The sequence below is a fragment of the Halomonas halocynthiae DSM 14573 genome (assembly GCF_000425725.1).
Classification (GTDB): Bacteria; Pseudomonadota; Gammaproteobacteria; order Pseudomonadales; family Halomonadaceae; genus Halomonas; species Halomonas halocynthiae.
This window is the reverse complement of the sequence record NZ_KE384439.1, coordinates 77,014-95,083: the sequence shown is the minus strand read 5'-3', so window position 1 is coordinate 95,083 and position 18,070 is coordinate 77,014. Positions and strand designations below refer to the sequence as shown.

At 54.2% G+C, this 18,070-nt stretch carries 16 protein-coding genes and 1 pseudogene; 3 read left to right on the top strand and 14 right to left on the bottom strand.

What is annotated here, in order from left to right:
- A pseudogene (locus tag H616_RS15550) lies at positions 1-344 on the top strand (hypothetical protein); the annotation flags it as partial.
- Between the two features lie 139 nt (positions 345-483).
- Here H616_RS15550 and murB read toward each other — a convergent pair.
- The 7 genes from murB to H616_RS0105955 all read right to left on the bottom strand — a co-directional run bounded on the left by murB (position 484) and on the right by H616_RS0105955 (position 8,194).
- Complete coding sequence (gene murB, locus H616_RS0105985; RefSeq protein WP_027966553.1) at positions 484-1,509, bottom strand: UDP-N-acetylmuramate dehydrogenase; 1,026 nt, start codon at positions 1,507-1,509, stop codon at positions 484-486.
- Entirely contained in the window at positions 1,506-1,985 is a 480-nt protein-coding gene (locus tag H616_RS0105980) for a low molecular weight protein-tyrosine-phosphatase (RefSeq protein ID WP_205619067.1), read from the bottom strand. Before H616_RS0105980 ends, murB begins: the two co-directional genes overlap by 4 nt.
- On the bottom strand, positions 1,985-2,776 hold the full coding sequence (gene kdsB, locus H616_RS0105975) for a 3-deoxy-manno-octulosonate cytidylyltransferase (protein WP_027966551.1): 792 nt from the start codon (positions 2,774-2,776) through the stop codon (positions 1,985-1,987). Before kdsB ends, H616_RS0105980 begins: the two co-directional genes overlap by 1 nt.
- A 12-nt stretch (positions 2,777-2,788) precedes the next feature.
- On the bottom strand, positions 2,789-2,998 hold the full coding sequence (locus H616_RS0105970; protein ID WP_027966550.1) for a Trm112 family protein: 210 nt from the start codon (positions 2,996-2,998) through the stop codon (positions 2,789-2,791).
- Positions 2,999-3,060: 62 nt separating this feature from the next.
- On the bottom strand, positions 3,061-4,077 hold the full coding sequence (gene lpxK, locus H616_RS0105965) for a tetraacyldisaccharide 4'-kinase (protein ID WP_027966549.1): 1,017 nt from the start codon (positions 4,075-4,077) through the stop codon (positions 3,061-3,063).
- Positions 4,074-5,780, bottom strand: a complete 1,707-nt coding sequence (gene msbA / locus H616_RS0105960; RefSeq protein ID WP_051234034.1) for a lipid A export permease/ATP-binding protein MsbA — start codon at positions 5,778-5,780, stop codon at positions 4,074-4,076. Before msbA ends, lpxK begins: the two co-directional genes overlap by 4 nt.
- Before the next feature lie 101 nt (positions 5,781-5,881).
- Positions 5,882-8,194, bottom strand: a complete 2,313-nt coding sequence (locus tag H616_RS0105955) for a DNA internalization-related competence protein ComEC/Rec2 (protein ID WP_027966547.1) — start codon at positions 8,192-8,194, stop codon at positions 5,882-5,884.
- A gap of 111 nt (positions 8,195-8,305) precedes the next feature.
- Between H616_RS0105955 and H616_RS0105950 the strand changes: the two genes are divergently transcribed.
- Complete coding sequence (locus tag H616_RS0105950; protein WP_027966546.1) at positions 8,306-8,857, top strand: DUF2062 domain-containing protein; 552 nt, start codon at positions 8,306-8,308, stop codon at positions 8,855-8,857.
- Positions 8,858-8,917: 60 nt separating this feature from the next.
- Here H616_RS0105950 and H616_RS0105945 read toward each other — a convergent pair whose 3' ends face one another.
- The 6 genes from H616_RS0105945 to H616_RS14290 all read right to left on the bottom strand — a co-directional run bounded on the left by H616_RS0105945 (position 8,918) and on the right by H616_RS14290 (position 16,348).
- Positions 8,918-9,658: an ABC transporter ATP-binding protein gene (locus H616_RS0105945; RefSeq protein ID WP_027966545.1), complete on the bottom strand. Its 741-nt coding sequence runs from the start codon at positions 9,656-9,658 to the stop codon at positions 8,918-8,920.
- Positions 9,651-10,892 (bottom strand): lipoprotein-releasing ABC transporter permease subunit, encoded by a 1,242-nt coding sequence (locus tag H616_RS0105940; protein ID WP_027966544.1) that lies wholly within the window; start codon positions 10,890-10,892, stop codon positions 9,651-9,653. The genes H616_RS0105945 and H616_RS0105940 overlap by 8 nt, the downstream gene beginning before the upstream one ends.
- A 3-nt stretch (positions 10,893-10,895) precedes the next feature.
- Complete coding sequence (locus H616_RS0105935) at positions 10,896-11,852, bottom strand: Nudix family hydrolase (protein ID WP_027966543.1); 957 nt, start codon at positions 11,850-11,852, stop codon at positions 10,896-10,898.
- 65 nt (positions 11,853-11,917) lie between these two features.
- The gene (argJ, locus tag H616_RS0105930; protein ID WP_027966542.1) at positions 11,918-13,147 is read right to left on the bottom strand and encodes a bifunctional glutamate N-acetyltransferase/amino-acid acetyltransferase ArgJ; all 1,230 of its coding nucleotides are present in this window, start codon (positions 13,145-13,147) and stop codon (positions 11,918-11,920) included.
- Positions 13,148-13,183: 36 nt separating this feature from the next.
- The gene (secA, locus tag H616_RS0105925; RefSeq protein ID WP_027966541.1) at positions 13,184-15,910 is read right to left on the bottom strand and encodes a preprotein translocase subunit SecA; all 2,727 of its coding nucleotides are present in this window, start codon (positions 15,908-15,910) and stop codon (positions 13,184-13,186) included.
- 75 nt (positions 15,911-15,985) lie between these two features.
- Positions 15,986-16,348 (bottom strand): hypothetical protein, encoded by a 363-nt coding sequence (locus tag H616_RS14290; RefSeq protein WP_156906428.1) that lies wholly within the window; start codon positions 16,346-16,348, stop codon positions 15,986-15,988.
- A 111-nt stretch (positions 16,349-16,459) separates the two neighbouring features.
- Between H616_RS14290 and H616_RS0105915 the strand changes: the two genes are divergently transcribed.
- The gene (locus tag H616_RS0105915; RefSeq protein WP_035572700.1) at positions 16,460-16,924 is read left to right on the top strand and encodes a DUF721 domain-containing protein; all 465 of its coding nucleotides are present in this window, start codon (positions 16,460-16,462) and stop codon (positions 16,922-16,924) included.
- A 157-nt stretch (positions 16,925-17,081) separates the two neighbouring features.
- Here H616_RS0105915 and lpxC read toward each other — a convergent pair whose 3' ends face one another.
- Positions 17,082-17,993 (bottom strand): UDP-3-O-acyl-N-acetylglucosamine deacetylase, encoded by a 912-nt coding sequence (gene lpxC, locus H616_RS0105910; protein ID WP_027966539.1) that lies wholly within the window; start codon positions 17,991-17,993, stop codon positions 17,082-17,084.
- Positions 17,994-18,070: the final 77 nt, after the last annotated feature.

Below are 18,070 nucleotides of genomic sequence, written 5' to 3'. Positions count from 1 at the left end.
CTGCGCCCACGCCAGAGCCTAAGTCTGAGCCTAAGCCAGCATCTAAACCAGAGACTAAGTCTGAGTCTGAGCCTGTGCCTAAGCCCGTTGAAGCGAAGGCGGTTGAGACTGCGCCTACGCCAGAGCCTAAGTCTGAGCCTAAGCCCGTTGAGGCAAAAGCGGTTGAGACTGCGCCCACGCCAGAGACTAAGTCTGAGCCTAAGCCAGCATCTAAACCAGAACCTACGTCTGCTGAGGCGCAGGTGGCAGGCACCAAGCCAGCACCACGCAAGCGTCGCAGGGCTCACAACGATCCTCGCGAAAAGCGACAGCGTGAACAAAACGCGGATAACAAGCCAAGCTAACTCTGCGTAAACCAGGTGCCAGCTCTCTGGCACCTAGCATAAAAAAGCCCCGAGACTCCGCGCCTCGGGGCTTTTACTTAACTGTTATCGTACATTTTACGTCAGCTGATCCTACCGTTTTTCCATTGCAGCGCTTTCACTAATTAACCCACTCAGCCTCACCACCGCCTGCCAACCGCGGCTCACGCTCCAACGTTACCCCAAAGCGCCGATTAACCTCATTAGCGACCGTGGCGGAAAAATCCAAGAGTTCCTGCGCACTTCCACCACCGTGATGCACCAACACTAATGCTTGGCGATCATGCACCCCAAAGTGCCCTTCTCTCCAGCCTTTCAGCCCGCACTGGTCTATCATCCAGCCAGCGGCAAGCTTACTTCGCCCATCAGATTGAAGGTAATGAGGCATATCAGGGTAACTAGACAACAACATTTGCACCTGGCGTGCGGAGACTAACGGATTTTTGAAAAAACTGCCGGCATTGGCCAACTGCCGAGGATCAGGTAATTTTTCACGGCGCACCGCACCCACCGCTTCAGCAACATCTAACGCACTGGGTGAACCGCCTACACGCTCAACCAAGTCACCATAACCCAGCCGTGGCTGAGGGCGACGACTGAGTCGTAAGGTTATCGAGGTAATCACCACACAGCTGTCTAACCTTCTCTTAAAAACGCTGTCTCGATAGCCGAACTCACACTCATCGGCATCGATACTTACACGTTTTCCCGTTCGAATATCCACCAGCTCAACGCACTCCAATACATCCGATAACTCAACGCCGTAAGCCCCAATATTCTGAATCGGTGCCGCGCCACAATGGCCAGGGATCAACGCTAAGTTTTCGATGCCCCAAAGCCCTCTGCTGGCTGCCGCTATGACTAGCTCATGCCAGTTAACACCAGCGCCTACACGCACTCGAACCCCGCCGTTGGCAAGCGGTTCGAAATGCCGCTCAGCCATGGTTGGCTGAACCACCATGCCATGGAGATAAGGCGGCAGAATTAGATTACTGCCACCGCCAAGCACTGTTACGGCGTTATTACGCGCCTCACTCAACACGGCCAGCAGGCTATCACTACTGTCCGCCTCTGCAAACTGCTCTGCTACACAGGGTAGCCCCAGGGTGTTTAGCTGACTCAGGTCATGCTCGCTAAAAATCCTCACAAGCGATGACCTGTACGCTTAGCAAGCTCGCCAATCAGACCACGCGATGCCGCTTCGATCAGGTCTAGCACCTCCTCAAATCCCTCGTCTCCCCCATAGTAAGGATCCGGCACCGACATATCGGATTGCCCCGCATAGGTAAGAAACAGCGTTTTCTGTACCTGACTTCCCTCAGGGCACATGCCATGTATGGCAGCCAAGTTATCGTGGTCCATGGCCAAAACATAATCAAAACGCTCAAAATCACCGACGTTAAGCTGCCTAGCCCTGAGCCCTGAGATATCAACACCTCGCTCAGCAGCAGCTGCTTGAGCGCGCGGGTCTGGTGCCTTTCCCTGGTGCCAGCCCGCCACACCACAAAAGTCGACCTCAACCCGCTCCGTCAGCCCTGACTCGCGCAACTGTTGGCGAAACACGCCTTCAGCAGTAGGAGAACGGCAAATATTGCCCAAGCACACAAACAGCACACGAATCATCAAGCGCCTCCATGAGTTAGGGAGATAAAATCCCGCACTCGCTCAAGGTCCTCAGCGGTATCCACGCCCGCCGGGTGCGTTTCAATCGCCAGGCCCACCTGAATTGCATGCCCATGATATAAAGCGCGCAACTGTTCAAGCTGTTCCAGTTCCTCGAGCGGCGCAGGGGGCCACTGCTGAAAAGCACGCAGGAACCCAACACGATAAGCATAGATTCCTACATGACGAAGCCACCCACCGTTAGCGAGTTGACTGTCATCGCTTAAAGCGTCGTCTTGCCCTTCCCAGCCCTCACGCTGCCAAGGGATAGGAGCCCGAGAAAAATACAGTGCTCGACCCTGCACATTAACAACCACTTTCACCACATTAGGGTTAAACAGGCTCGCTTTGTCCGTTATAGGCTCTGCTAGCGTTGCGATTGACGCCAGAGGATCTGCCGCTAACAGTGCAGCCACTTGATCAATTAATGCCGCCGGAATCAACGGCTCGTCGCCTTGCACATTAACCACAATGGCGTCATCAGGTAGTGCTAGCTGTGTCACAACCTCAGCCAACCGATCGGTACCAGAAGGATGGTCAACGCGTGTCATCAGCACTTCAGCACCACTGCCTTCCAGGGCCTGACAGATACGCGGATCATCAACCGCAACAATTCGGCGCGAGGCACTGCTGTTTCTCGTTTGTTGCCAAACACGCTGAACCATAGGCAACCCACCAATATCCGCCAACGGCTTACCTGGCAAACGACTAGAGTCGTAGCGCGACGGAATGACAACAATGAAGTCGTGCATACAACGGCTCCTTCAATCCTTGCTCATCGGGCCTGTTGACGGTGGATGCTTCTCATCCACGCTTAGCTGCCGTGCTTGCTCTGGCAACATCACTGGAATGCCATCGCGAACGGGGTAAGCCAAGCCATCATAACGACACCACAATTCGCTTGCGTCGCGCTCATAACTCAGCTTGCCCTTACACAGTGGGCATACCAACATTGCCAATAATTGCTTATCCATCGTTTCAGTCTCCACACGAGGTATTACTTAGAGCCCGCTATGTTACACAACCACGAGTCAGGCTAGGCCGACCGCAGCATGATCAGCTGCTGCTCAAGCCAAGCAACAAACGCTGGCTCAGGAGCGGCGTCAACATCCAGCACCCACGCATTCTTTAGGTCGAGAGAATGACACTTAACGGCATCCTTTGCCGTCATAACCAACGGCTTGCCATCATCGAAACTCAGCTCATCAACGCAGAAGCGATGATGGTCAGCAAAACCAACCGCCGAGCTAAGTTTGAGACCCAGCGCTGTCAGGGTCTCGAAAAAGCGTGCTGGGCGGCCAATAGCGGCCACGGCATGCACAGGGGGGGAAAACGGTAACGGAAAGAGCGAACAGCGTTGCTCAGCAGGCGCACCAAGCACACGCCAAGCGGCAGGGTTCAAGTCCATTTTCCATGCACTCACGGGCAAAGGATGCCGTAACTCACCATTAACGATGACGGCGTCAACACTGTTCAGGCGCTCAACCGGCTCTCGCAGTGGGCCGGCGGGAAGGCACCGGCCATTGCCCAGCCCACGATAGCCATCCACCACCACAAGCTCCAGAGTACGCGCTAGAGCTAAGTGCTGCAGCCCATCATCGCTAAGTACAATGTCGCAACCCTGCTCAACCAATAAGCGTCCGCCGCGCGGCCTATCTGGGTCAACCACAACAGGCACATTGCACTGATCAGCTAGCATGCGCGGTTCATCACCGCACACAGAGGCTGGGGTATCATCCTCTATCAGCAAAGGATAATAATGGGACTTTCCTCCATAGCCTCGTGACAAAATACCCGGACGCCAACCGTTGTCAGCAAGAAAACGTGCAAGCCAGGCTACCAGCGGCGACTTTCCGGTACCGCCAAGGGTCAAGTTGCCCACCACAATGACTGGCACAGGAGCATGCCAAACGTCACGCTGGCCGGTAGCGTAAGCTTGAGCACGCTGTTTGATGACGCAACGGTACAGCCAAGCCAATGGTGTTAACACATAAAGCCAACCCGTACGTTGACGATAGGCAGCACGCAACCAACGCTCACTCAACCTTTTCATTGAGAAGCCACATCTTGAAACTGCAGCCGGTGTAACGCCGCGTAAGCGCCCTCTTTCGCCAATAGCTCGCTGTGCTTGCCCTGCTCTATGATGACGCCTTTTTCCATCACCAGAATACGGTCAGCTCGTTCAATGGTCGACAATCGATGAGCAATAACCAGCGTGGTGCGCCCACGACTGACTTCTTCCAAAGCCGCCTGAATATAACGCTCAGACTCGGTATCCAGCGCCGAGGTTGCCTCATCAAGTATCAACAGTGATGCATCACGATAGATTGCTCGAGCAATAGCCAACCGCTGGCGTTGGCCACCAGACAACATGACACCATCTTCTCCAACTCGGGTAGCGTAACCCTGGTTCAGATACTGGATAAACTCATGGGCATGAGCCGCTCGTGCAGCCGCTTCAATTGCTGACGGGTCAGGAGCTTCCTCGCCATAGGCAATATTTTCAGCAATGGTGGCATTGAACAGCGTCACCTGCTGAGAGACCAGCGCAATTTGACGGCGTAATGGCTGCAGTTTGTAGTCATTAATATCAATCCCATCAAGCAGCACGCGTCCTTTGGTGGGACGATAGAAGCGAGGAAGCAGACCGACCAACGTCGTTTTTCCGCTACCAGATCGCCCAACAATAGCGACCATTTCACCTGGGGCGATATCCAGCGCGATATCACTGAGCACATCCGGCAAGTCATCACGGTAACGAAAACAGACCTGCTCGAATGTCAATCGGCCTTCTGGGCGCTGCGCCTCATAAGTGCCGTCATCAATTTCGACCGGTTCTTCCATCAGCCCAAACAACTCAGCCGCCGCCGCAATACCTTTTTGTATCGTAGGATTAATATCCGTCAGTTGACGCACGGGTTTGGCCATCAGTGACGCCGCAGTGATAAACGCCACAAACTCACCCGGCGTCATATCCGCCAACAGCTTAGGTGACATGGCCAGCCACACCAGACAGGCCAAAGAAACCGCCACTAACAACTGAATAACCGGTGTGCTGACCGCGCGAATCAGCGCCTCTTTAATGCTTTGTTGACGATTGACCTCACTGGCCTGGGCAAAACGCTGTTTTTCGTACTCTTCTGCGCCATGTGTGCGCACGACTCGATAGCCTGACAGTGCTTCAGACGCCCGATGTGTCACGTCGCCCATTGAGTGCTGTATGCGTTTTGAAATTTTCCGGAAGCGTTTACTGGTATAACTGACTACGCCGCCGATCACTGGTGTCACGGCAAGGAACAACAGCGTCAGCATCCAGTTGGTCCATAAAAGATAAGACACCAGGCCAATCAGAAATAACCCTTCGCGCAGCAAAATGGTAATCGCCTTAGTCGCTGCACCAGTGACCTGCTCCACATGATACGTAACTCGAGACACCATCTGGCCCGAAGAGTGGGCATCAAAAAAGCTCCCCGGCAAATGCATCATATGATTAAACACATCGCAACGCAGCGCATGCACCAAGTTGCGTGCCACTTGGCTCATGTAAAAAGTCCCGAGAAATGTTCCCAACCCTCGAGCAGCAAACATTCCGATCACAAATAACGGCAGCATTAACCGGAAATCAGCCGTCGGCTTTTGAATACCGTCGATCAACTGCTTCATCATTTCGGCAAGCGCAGTACTGGCTCCGGCATAAATAGCATAGCCGAGAATAGCCAGCGCGAATGCCACCCAATGCGGCCTGACATAGCCCATCAGCCGCTTGTAGAGCGCCCATCCTGACTGATCTTTCAAACGATTTCCCGCCTGGTTAGTGGCTCAGCATGTATGGCATTCAATAGCCTCATCAACCTAAATCAACGCCAACTATCAATCTTCACAGTGGCGGATTCTACCGCAAGGCAATCGTGTTCAACAGCACGAAGCAAACGAGTCACCCGCGTTGTGTGTAATTGCATTCCTCCCTCATCACCACCCAGTGTCAACCTGACAGCGCCATCATTCGCGGTATTAAACTGACAGCTTTTATAATGCCGAAACAAGCGCACCACCTGACTTGCAGGGTGACCGTAGGCGTTACCCGCCCCAGCACTGAATATCACGACACGAGGCCGGGTCGCCGCAACAAAGGGCGCAGAAGAACTGGTGTTGCTTCCGTGATGCCCTGCCACCAGCACCGCCAACATACCGGGTAGCTCATCCAGCAGTTGTTGCTCAACACTGGCTCCCGCATCGCCTGTAATTAACACGTGCTGTAATCCGGCACTCACCAACAACACACAGGAGTTATCGTTTCCCGACAACCCCACAGCATTACTCGGCGGCCACAGCACGCGAAAACTCACGCCATCGCGTTGCCAGTACTGGCCTGCTACACACTGGGTAAATGCAACCGGCAAGGCACTGCCAACCGGTGCCAGATAACGCCCTACCTGATGCCGCTGCTTGAGTGACAAAACGCCCCCCGCATGGTCCTGATCATCATGACTGATCATAACGTCATCGAATGCTTGAGGGCCGGACCAAACGCTATCAAGCGGCATGAAACCTGAGGTATAGCGCGGCCCAGCATCTACCAGAAGACGATAACTCGCGGTCTGAAGCGAAACCATCTGCCCTTGCCCAACATCATACACCTGCACTTGCACCCTGCCGACGTCGGGGCGGTCAGGCTGTAACAGCACCAGCAAGACTATTAGCATGGCACTAACCGCCCAACGAAAAACACCATGCAACCCTGGCAGCAACCAGCTCAAACCAAGCAGCCCACATCCTGCTGCCAACGGTATTCGCCATGCCAACGGCACATGCCACAGCGGCAACCCATCAGCCGCCTGCGCCAGCCCTGCATTGGTTGCTTGCGCCAGCAGATCAAACAACTGCCAGGGCAAGCCGCCAACTAACGGCACTTCATTGACCAGCCAGCCCACCAGCCCAAGCGGCACCATTAAGCTACCCACAACCGGCACCGCCAACAGGTTAACCAACGGTGCCGCAGGCGCCAGACGCCCAAAGGCCAGCAACACCGCAGCGGCCATCAGCGGCGCCAGTAAACACTGAGTACGCAACAATGCCCACAACCAGCCATAAATGCCCGCCGGCTTCGGACGTCCCTGCCAGGCCAGTATTAGTGCGGCCACCGCCACAAATGACAACCACAAGCCAGGCCGCCAGGCTGACAGTGGGTCAAACAACAACACAAGCGCTAACGCCAGCCACCAGGCTTGCCAAGCGCCTGGCGCATGCCGTCCACTCGCCACCCACAGCCCCAGCAACGTCATAATGACAGCGCGCAGTGCTGGTGGCTCGAGCCCCGACAGCACACCAAAAGCCAGCGCTGCGACACCAGCCAACCACCAAGGCCAAGGCGTCATGCGCCAATCAGCCGGCATGACCACCCTTGCCATGCGCCGAGCAAGCCACAGCGCCAACCCTGCCACTAATGCCACATGTAACCCTGAGATCACTACTAAATGCGTCGTACCGGTCGCATTCAACCGTTCCCAGTCCGTGCGATCAAGCTGGTCCCCATCACCTAACGTCAGGGCAGCAAGCCAACGGCGCCCCAATAGGCTAAGGGGTTGTTGATTAAGATATGTCTGTGCTGTCTGCCGAAATGAGCCACGATGTTGGCTGAGCTTGACCGGCTCAGGTGCTTGGCGGACATAACCAGTGGCATGAATACCCTCCCTGTGCAGCCAGGCACGATAATTAAACGCACCAGGATTATGCATGCCCGAGGGTGCTCGCAGGCGCACGGTAAAGCGCCAACGCTCACCCGCGACAAGCGGTAATGGCTGGTAGAGGTTCAAACGAATACGCTTAAGCCCATCACATGCTGGCAACGACGTATCTTGTGGCTGACAGCGCTCAACCACCACTGTCATGCGTGTAATACGCCCTTTTTTTTCCACCGATACCAATCGAGCATCTAGGCTCAGGTTCTGGCGATTCAATCCCTGCGGTAACTCTGCGCCATCCATCGCCAGCAAACGCAGTGCAACCAAGAGTATAACCACCACCGCTACTGCCGCTGTCCAGCGACGGCAAGCAATTGACAACACCCCCAGCACTACCACAACCTGCAGCAAGGCAGTATCGGCTAAGACTCCTGTCACTACCCCCGCCAGGCTCGTCATCGCCAGCGGAAACGCTACTCCATATCGCATGGCATTGTCCTTGTGCCAAGACTACGCCATGCTCACCAACACCCAAGCATGGCGCACATCCCTGCTTCCATGGATAATAGACGGCATTACGGTGCCGTGAGAGCGTCGTTTATGTCACGCCGATTATTACAACGCTATCTCCCGCGTCCCGAATCGCTTCGCAAGCGGCGCCCTCTGGGTTTGCCAAAACGATTCATAGGAGACCCTACGCTATGGGCGCTCTCGCGCCGTGGTGTAGCTAATGCTGTGTCAGTGGGGTTATTTTGCGCCCTTCTACCGATTCCCATGCAGATGGCTCTGGCCGCCATTGGGGCCTATTGGTGGCGCGCCAACCTGCCATTGGCTGCTAGTTTGGTGTGGATCACGAACCCACTGACCATGCCATTGATTTTTTATGGGAACTATCGCGTAGGCGCTTGGCTGCTTGGCGACAAACCACGCATGGCACCCGCGAGCTTAACAACAGAGTGGGTTACCGATCGCCTAATAGACATTCTGCCAGCATTGATGCTGGGATCTCTGGCCGTTGCTCTCACCGCGGCCACCTTCAGCAATGTTGCCGTTCGCCTTATCTGGCGATGGCAGGTTTCGCGTAACTGGCGAAAGCGCGCCCAAAAGCGCAAAGCAAAAAAACGCCAGGGCACACCAGCTCACAAAAAATGAGCGGCATACCACTAGCGCGAGGTTACACTTTTGCAATTTTCTTCAACTTGCGAGGCTTGCTCAGCCTGCAGAGCGGCTCGCTGCCACGTCACCTTCCACGAGTTGCCCACCATCAAGGCGCAAAACACGGTCCTGATGCGCCGCTAACGATAAGTCATGAGTGACAATCACAAAGGCGCTATTGCCAGTACGTGCTAACTCATCCATCAGGCCAAGAATACTCGCCGCGGTGTTCTGGTCAAGGTTGCCAGTGGGTTCATCCATCAGCATCAAGCTAGGGTCAGTCACCAGTGCCCGCGCAATAGCCACCCGCTGACGCTCGCCGCCGGACAACTCACCCGGTTTATGATCACCACGCTCAGCCATGCCAACGCGATTCAACAGCACCATGGCCTTTTCTTCGGCCGCTTTTTTTCGCTGCCCGCGAATAATCAAAGGCAAGGCGACGTTTTCTAACGCCGTAAACTCTGACAACAAATGATGAAACTGATAAACAAAGCCAATATGTCGATTGCGAAAACGCCCTAGCTCGGCTTCATTCATCACGCCCAGGGACTGACCAGCCACTCGAACTTCACCACTGGTGGGCGTATCCAACCCTCCCAACATGTTGAGCAGCGTTGTTTTACCCGACCCGGAACTACCGACAATCGCTACTCGCTCGCCAGCCCTAACAGCCAACGACAACTTGTCCAATACGACCAAGTCTCGAGGGCCTTCATCATAAACCCGCGATAATAAACGACATTCCAACATAAGCTCTCGGTCATTCTGCGCTGCCCCAGCGGTTAACTCATTCATAGCGCAGTACCTCAGCCGGCTGAACCCGGGCAGCACGCCAAGCCGGATACAGTGTAGAAAGAAAAGTTAACCCAAAAGCAGCCAGCACAACCTGACGCACGTCGCTCCAGCGCAGCTCCGACGGCAATTCACTAATAAAATACACGCCACTGTCGAGAAATTTAAAGCCCAGCGTAGACTCCACAAAGGCAATGATATCAGCCACACTCAGCGCCAAAACAATGCCCAGCACCACACCAATCAATATGCCAATAATACCGATAGCAAGGCCCTGTACGATAAAAATCCCCATCACAGAGCGCGGCGTTGCCCCAATAGTACGCAGGATGGCGATATCAGCATGCTTGTCTGTTACCACCATCACTAGCGTCGAAACAATATTAAACGCAGCCACCGCAATGATCACGGTTAACAACAGCCCGATCATGCGCTTTTCCATTTGAATGGCTTGGAACAGGTTTCCCCGCGTATACGTCCAGTCCAGCCCGCGATAGTCCATGCCCAGATCATTGATAATACTCTGGGTCACACTACCCGCCAGAAACAGGTCATCAAGCTCTAGGCGTAGCCCACCGATCGCATTACCCATGCGAGCCAGGGTCTGCATATCCTCAAGGTGCGCATAGGCAAGCCCGCCATCCAGATCTGCGCCGACACTAAAAATGCCGCTCACGGTAAAACGCTTAAGACGTGGGAACACGCCAGCAGGAGTAATTGAGGCTTCTGGCACCAATAGGGTGACTCGGTCCCCCACGCCAACACCTAATGATCTCGCCAGCTGAGAGCCAAGTACGACCTTCCACCCTCCAGCGACCAAGTCATCCAAGCTGCCACGCTGCATATGCTCGCCAATAATCGACACCTGGTTTTCCCACTCCGGCAAAATGCCGTTAACCATCGCCCCTTGATTACGGCCAGCCGCCGAAAACATTCCCTGCTGCTGAATATACGGCGCAGCACCAATAACATGTTCACGCTGCATGAGCCGCTCGGCCAGTGGCTCCCACTCAACAAGCCCTGACGGCTTTTCAATACTGGTATGCGGCACCATACCCAAAATGCGTGTACGCATTTCCCGGTCAAAACCGTTCATCACCGACAGCACCAAAATCAGCACTGCCACACCCAGGGTAAGGCCCAGCATCGACGTCAAAGAAATAAACGAGATGAAGTGATTGCGGCGCTTAGCGCCCACATAACGCAACCCAATCAAAAACGGGAGTCGATCAAACATAGATTATTTCCAGAAGTCGCGAATTGAGGCGATGCCTTGCGCACCTACGCCTCGCGCTTGATTGGCGTCAAAACGGCTCATGCCACCCAAAGCAAACACTGGCATACCTGCCCGCTCAACCAGTCGCTGAAACTGATACCAACCAAGAGTCGCTGCCTCTGGGTGTGATGGCGTTGGCTTGACGGGTGACAACGTCACAAAGTCACAGCCAATACGGTAAGCACGCGCCAACTGTTCCTCACTATGAGTCGATGCTGAAAGCCATACACCCTCTTGCACTGGGCGGCGCTCAAGGCCCATCAAGCGTTCGCTGGTTAAGTGGATTCCATCAGCGGCAACCTGGTCGAGCAACGACGGATCGCCATTCAACATTAGCCGTGCACCGTGGGCATGGCACATCGCCAACGCACGCTCTGCCCGAGCCACATATGCCGCCTCATCAAGCCGCTTAGCACGCAACTGCACCAGCTTGATGTCATCCTCGATGAGCGCCCGCTCAAGTCGTGCCTCAAATACCGACTCATCCTCTTCTTCTGCCGTAATCAAGTACTCAAGGGGCAGCATGACAGCCTTGAGTATCGGCAAATTAGCAGCAGGGAACGGATAGTTCACAAGCTCATCCATCGGCACCCAGCGTACGGCCTGTCCTTCACGACCAAAAGCTTCTCCGGTAAATTCCAGCACTTGCCAGACATCCAGAAGAATGTGCTTTTCTGGGTATTCATGATGAATACGAATCAGCGGTTGAGCCCGAGTGACTTCAATGCCCAGCTCTTCATGCAGTTCACGCTTGAGCGCTTCAAGGCCAGTTTCATAAGGCGCGAGTTTACCGCCTGGAAATTCCCAAAGTCCGCCCTGATCCACATGGGAAGGGCGCCGCGCCAACAGCACTTCATTTCCGTCGGCGCTGATAATGGCTGCTGCCGCTACATGCGCTCTGCTTTTAACCTTTACGCTCATTATGCTCTGTCCTACGTGCCATGGTCATACGCGACCATGAGTTGGCAATTCCTGTAGCGGGACACTCAGCTACGGTAATCCGCATTGATAGCAACGTATTGCTGGGTAAGGTCTGTGGTCCAGACTCTTGCGCTGTCTGCCCCTCGACCCAGAACAATCCGAATAGTGATATTTTCCTCGGCCATAACGGCGCTGCCTGCCGCTTCGGTATAGCTTTCAGCACGCCCACCATGCTCAACAATGCGTACATCACCGATATCAATAGTGATAGCCGCAACATCAAAGTTGTCAACCGGCGCCCTGCCAACTGCCGCCAGAATTCGGCCCCAGTTCGCATCACTAGCGGCCAGTGCTGTCTTAACTAGCGGCGAGTGCGCTACCGTAAAAGCCACATCTAGCGCTTCTTGACGACAAGCAGCCTGTTCAACTTCCAGCGTGACAAATTTGCTAGCCCCCTCACCGTCACGAACAATTTCCTGGGCTAGCTCGATCATGACCTCTTCAAGAGCCGCACCAAAATGCGCCAGGGCATCTTCACTCTCAATGCGCACGCCCTGATTGGTGCTAATCAACATGCAGGCATCATTGGTGGAGGTGTCGCCATCAACAGTGATGCTATTGAAGCTGGTTGCCACGCTGTCACGCAGCAAAGACTCCAACACCTCAGGAGAAATGCTGGCATCCGTCGCCACAAACCCAAGCATGGTTGCCATATTCGGCTTAATCATGCCGGAGCCTTTAGCGATACCATTGATCGTCACAGTGGAACCGCCCACGTTCAACGTACGCGTTGCTCCTTTGGCTCGGGTATCAGTGGTTAAAATCCCTTCGCCCGCCGCCAACCAGGCCTGCGCACTCTGCGACAAGCTGGCATAAGCGGCGGGCAGACCAGCAAGCAAACGCGACATCGGCAAAGGCTCACCAATCACGCCGGTGGAGAACGGCAGCACAGAACTTGTTTCTACACCGGCCAGCCTAGCCAGCTCTTCACAGGTCAAGCGTGCATCTTCGATACCTTGCTGCCCCGTGCCGGCATTGGCATTCCCTGTATTAACAACCAAGTAGCGAGTGCCACCTGTTGTGCTTCCTTGCTCTGCCAAGTGCTGTTTAGCAATGGTCACCGGCGCAGCACAAAAAGCATTCAGCGTAAAAACCCCTGCCAAGCTAGCGCCTTCCGGCACTTCAACCACCACTAAGTCACGACGCTCCGGAGTCTTAATGCCCGCTCGTGCAGTACCCAGCCGCAGAGCAGCAATCTCAGGCATAATGGGAAATTCCGATACTCCAACGGCCATGATCTGTCTCCTGTCTTCATTTCACGTGATGTGGAATTAGCTTAACTTGCCACAGCACTGCTTATATTTTTTACCCGAACCACAGGGGCAGGCGTCATTACGCCCAACCTTGGGCCCTTCTCGACGCAATGGACGCCCATCAGCACCCGGCGCTGCAGCCATTTCCTGCTGTCCAGCGTCTGCAGATGACTCATCATGCAAATTGGTTGCCGTTGCTCTTTCACGATCAAGCTCTTCTTTACGCTCACGCTCCAAGGCATCTACTTCTTCTGGGGCGCGCACTTTCACATGGCTGAGAATCCGGATGATGTCATTTTTAATGTTGACTAATAACGACTGAAATAAAGCGAAAGACTCACGCTTATATTCCTGCTTAGGATTTTTCTGAGCATAACTACGCAAATGAATTCCGCGACGCAGATGATCCATCGACTGCAGGTGTTCTTTCCAGCGCGTATCCAATACTTGCAGCATGACCTGCTTCTCGAAACGGCGCATAAGCTCAGGACCTGCGGCCTCGACCTTGGCCGCATAGGCTTCTGAATGCATGGTCTGTAGGAGCTCACGCAACTGCTCTTCGTGGAAACGGTCGTCCTCTTCAGACCACTTCACTACCGGAGCATCCAGATTCAACTCAGTCTTGAGGTGAGCTTCCAGCCCAGGCAGGTTCCATTGCTCAGGGAGGCTCTGCGGGGGAACAAACTCGCTGACCGCCTCGTCCATTACTTCCTGGCGAATACCGAGGATATTTTCAGACACATCCTCAGCAGCAAGAATTTCGTTACGCTGCTCATAAATAACACGGCGCTGATCGTTGGCAACATCATCGTATTCAAGCAACTGCTTACGAATATCAAAGTTGCGGCCCTCCACTTTTTTCTGCGCCCGCTCCACGGCATTGGACACCATCTTGTGCTCGATCGCTTCACCTCGCTCAAGGCCTAACGCCTGCATCAGGCGCTGCACGCGATCTGAGCCGAACAAACGCATCAGATTATCTTCCAACGACAGGAAGAAGCGTGTTGAACCCGGATCACCCTGACGCCCTGCACGTCCACGCAGCTGGTTATCAATACGCCGAGACTCGTGGCGCTCGGAGCCAATTACATGCAGGCCTCCCGCCTCTAATACTGCATCATGGCGCGCCTGCCACTCAGCCTTTAAGCGGTCAATATCCTGCTCACTGGGCGAGTCGATTAGCGCCGCCTCAGCTTCCCAATTACCACCGAGCACGATATCCGTACCGCGGCCAGCCATATTCGTGGCGATGGTAACCGCGCCAGGACGACCTGCCTGGGCAATGATTTGAGCTTCACTCTGGTGCTGTTTGGCATTCAGAACATTGAAGCTAATCCCTGCTTTCTTCATCAGGTCTGCCAGGTATTCCGAGGTGTCGATAGAAGCCGTTCCCACCAGCACTGGTCGCCCAGCCTGAGTTTGGGTTTTGACATCTTCGATAATGGCCTCAAATTTTTCCTCAGCAGACAAATACACCAGATCAATGTGATCTTTACGAGTGAGCGGCTTATTCGTTGGAATGACCATGACATCCAGGCCATAGATCTGCCGGAACTCGAAGGCCTCAGTATCAGCCGTGCCCGTCATGCCAGACAGCTTATGGTAGAGCCTGAAGTAATTCTGAAAGGTGGTCGAAGCCAGCGTCTGGCTCTCGCGCTGAACCGTTACACCCTCTTTAGCCTCTACCGCTTGGTGGAGTCCTTCAGCCCAACGGCGACCAGGCATGGTGCGCCCCGTGTGCTCATCAACGATCACTACCTGATCATCATTGACGATGTAGTCCACATCACGCTGATACAGATATTGCGCACGCAGCGCCGAGTTTATGTGGTGCAGCAGATTCAGGTTCTGCGCAGCATAGAGCGACTCTTCTTCACCCAGCAGGCCTTCTGCTCGCATCAGCGCTTCAACGCGATGGTGGCCATCCTCCGTTAGCTCGACCTGCTTTTGCTTCTCATCAAGAATGAAATCGCCAGTTTCAGGGCTTTCCTCGTCTTCGCAGGGAGACAGCTCACGCGCCAGACGATCCACCACACGATACAGCTCAGTATTTTCATCCACCGCACCGGATATAATCAGCGGCGTCCGAGCCTCATCGATTAGAATCGAATCAACTTCATCAATAATGGCGAAGTACAGCTCCCGCTGTACCTTCTCTTCGAGAGAAAATGCCATGTTGTCGCGCAAATAATCAAAACCAAACTCGTTATTGGTCCCGTAAGTAATATCGCAGGCATAAGCCTGACGCTTTTCACTCGGGTCCTGGCCCGGCAAAATGATACCGACAGTCAATCCAAGAAATTCGTACAGTGGGCGCATCCACTCAGCATCACGACGCGCCAAGTAGTCGTTTACCGTCACCACATGCACACCACGGCCGGGCAATGCATTAAGGTAAACTGCCAGTGTTGCCACTAGCGTCTTACCCTCACCGGTCTTCATCTCAGCAATGCGGCCATTATTCAGCGTCATGCCGCCCATCATCTGCACATCAAAATGGCGCATGCCCATGATGCGTTTACTGGCCTCACGCACCGTAGCAAATGCTTCTGGCAATAATGATGTCAAGCTCTCATCCTGAGCCAGGCGCTCACGAAACATATCCGTACGCGCACGCAACTCATCATTACTGAGCGCCGCCAATGTTTCTTCTAGGGCATTGACCCGCGCTACCGGTTTACGCAGCCGCTTGACCTCACGTTCGTTACGAGAGCCGACTACCTTACGTAATACTTTACTAAACATGAATTAATCTGCCGTTGCCTATGTGTGCCTTACCATTAGCCGTACCTGAAAGTACGGGTTACCTTTTCTCCCTCATCAACAATATGGCGGTCCACGCCGAGACAGCACGTCATGAGCCGCCACGGCCGGCAGTAAAAGAAAACGGGAGAAATTCCACAAAAGATATGCCGACGCCGCCTGAACCGCAGCGCAGCTTGGCAAAACCTCTTGCATACGACGACGTACTGAGACGCGCCGTGATGCACGCCGTAGCATCGGCACTAAGATACAGGTCTGAACCAAGCGCTCAGCATGGCTAAGCGAACCAGACTGAGCAAAGCTAACCGGTAACAGGCAGGTAACCAGCAGGCCAGCCAGCCACCAGCGGCTAGCTCGGCGCGGCGTGTTCACCCCTCCCGACGCGCATTGCGTGTCCTGCACCCTGTTCAGATGCGCCATGCTGTTGAGCCACTTGCATGCATGCTAGTCTTGCACCTTGAGTTGACGCCTGCCAAACCTTGGCAAGGCCGATGATAACCCACTGGAGTTCGACCCCAGATTAACAAGCCCATGAGTATAAAGGTTAAGCGGTTCCGCGCCCAGCCCATGAGCCGCCTGTTGCACATTGGCCGGCTGGCCCCGTTACTAGACAAAGCTCAGATCATAAAGGGAGTGCAAGAGCACCTGCACCAGCATTTACCAGCGGAACTCGCTGAACATGTTTTTGTTGGCGGGTTTCACCAAAGCAAGCTCACCCTGCTCACCGACCGAGCCGCCTGGCTAACACGGCTGCGCTACGAGCAGCGGCAACTACTAAAGCTAATACAGCAATATCCCGGGCTGGAGAGCATTACGAGCCTAACCCTAAAAGTCAGACCCATTCGCCCTCCGACAACCCCTATACGCCAGCCGCGTCACCTTCCCGCGCTGGCTGCGAGCGAACTGCATAGTTGCGCCGAGAGCGTAGAAGATCCCAAGCTACGCAACGCCCTGCTACGCCTGGCAGCTCACGCACACATCAACAACGACACCTAAAAATGCAAGGGGAAAAAACACAAATGCCGCCCTATTTCAGAGCGGCATTTGTAGCTGTTCGAACATCACTGGGCGGTGTCAATCTGCTCTCTTGCCTTAAACATCGTGAGGACCAGAAACCGACTCTCAGCAGCGCCTGGCTCACTCATCTCAGGCATCAGGCCATCGCGGAAACGGAGTAGGAAATAGGAACTTCCGCAGCGTTATCTTCAAAGGTAACAACTTCAAACGCATCCGGCTGCTCAAGCAGCGCACGACACAGCTGATTATTCAGCGCATGCCCCGATTTAATGCCCCGAAACTCACCAATGAGGCTATAGCCCAATTGGTAAAGATCACCAATAGCATCAAGCACTTTGTGCTTAACAAACTCATCATCATAACGCAAGCCGCCTTCGTTCACGATACGATATTCGTCAACAACAATGGCGTTATCCAGGCTACCACCCAAAGCGAGGTTATTAGCCCGCAAATGTTCAAGATCGCGCATAAAGCCAAAGGTACGAGCGCGGGAAACTTCTTTAACAAAGGATGTTGTGGAGAAATCCACACTCGCTATTTGTTTCTGGCGCTCAAAGACAGGGTGGTCAAAATCAATAGCAAAGGACACCTTAAACCCTTGATGCGGCAAGAACACAGCCTCTTTGTCGTCATCACGGACAGCAACCTCACGCTTGATGCGAATGAATTTTTTCGCCGCACTCTGCTCAAGCACACCCGCTGACTGAATCAAAAAGACAAAAGGCCCAGCACTGCCATCCATAATCGGCACTTCGGGCGCACTAACGTCGACAAATGCATTGTCAATACCAAGCCCAGCGAGGGCTGACATTAGATGCTCAACCGTGGCCACCTTAACGTCACCACGGGAAACCGCAGTGCATAGCATGGTGTCAGTCACATTATGAGCGCTGGCCTTGATATGAACCTCGGGCTCAAGGTCAGTGCGAACGAATACAATACCGGTATTCACCGGCGCAGGCCTCAGGGCAAGGTGAACTTTCTTGCCCGAGTGGAGGCCTACGCCGGTGGCGCGAATCACATTTTTGAGAGTACGTTGTCTGATCATGGACAGTCGCCGAGCAGTTATTAGTTATCGAACACCGTTCACTGTAGCATCGAACAGCGTTCTTAACAAATAAAGTT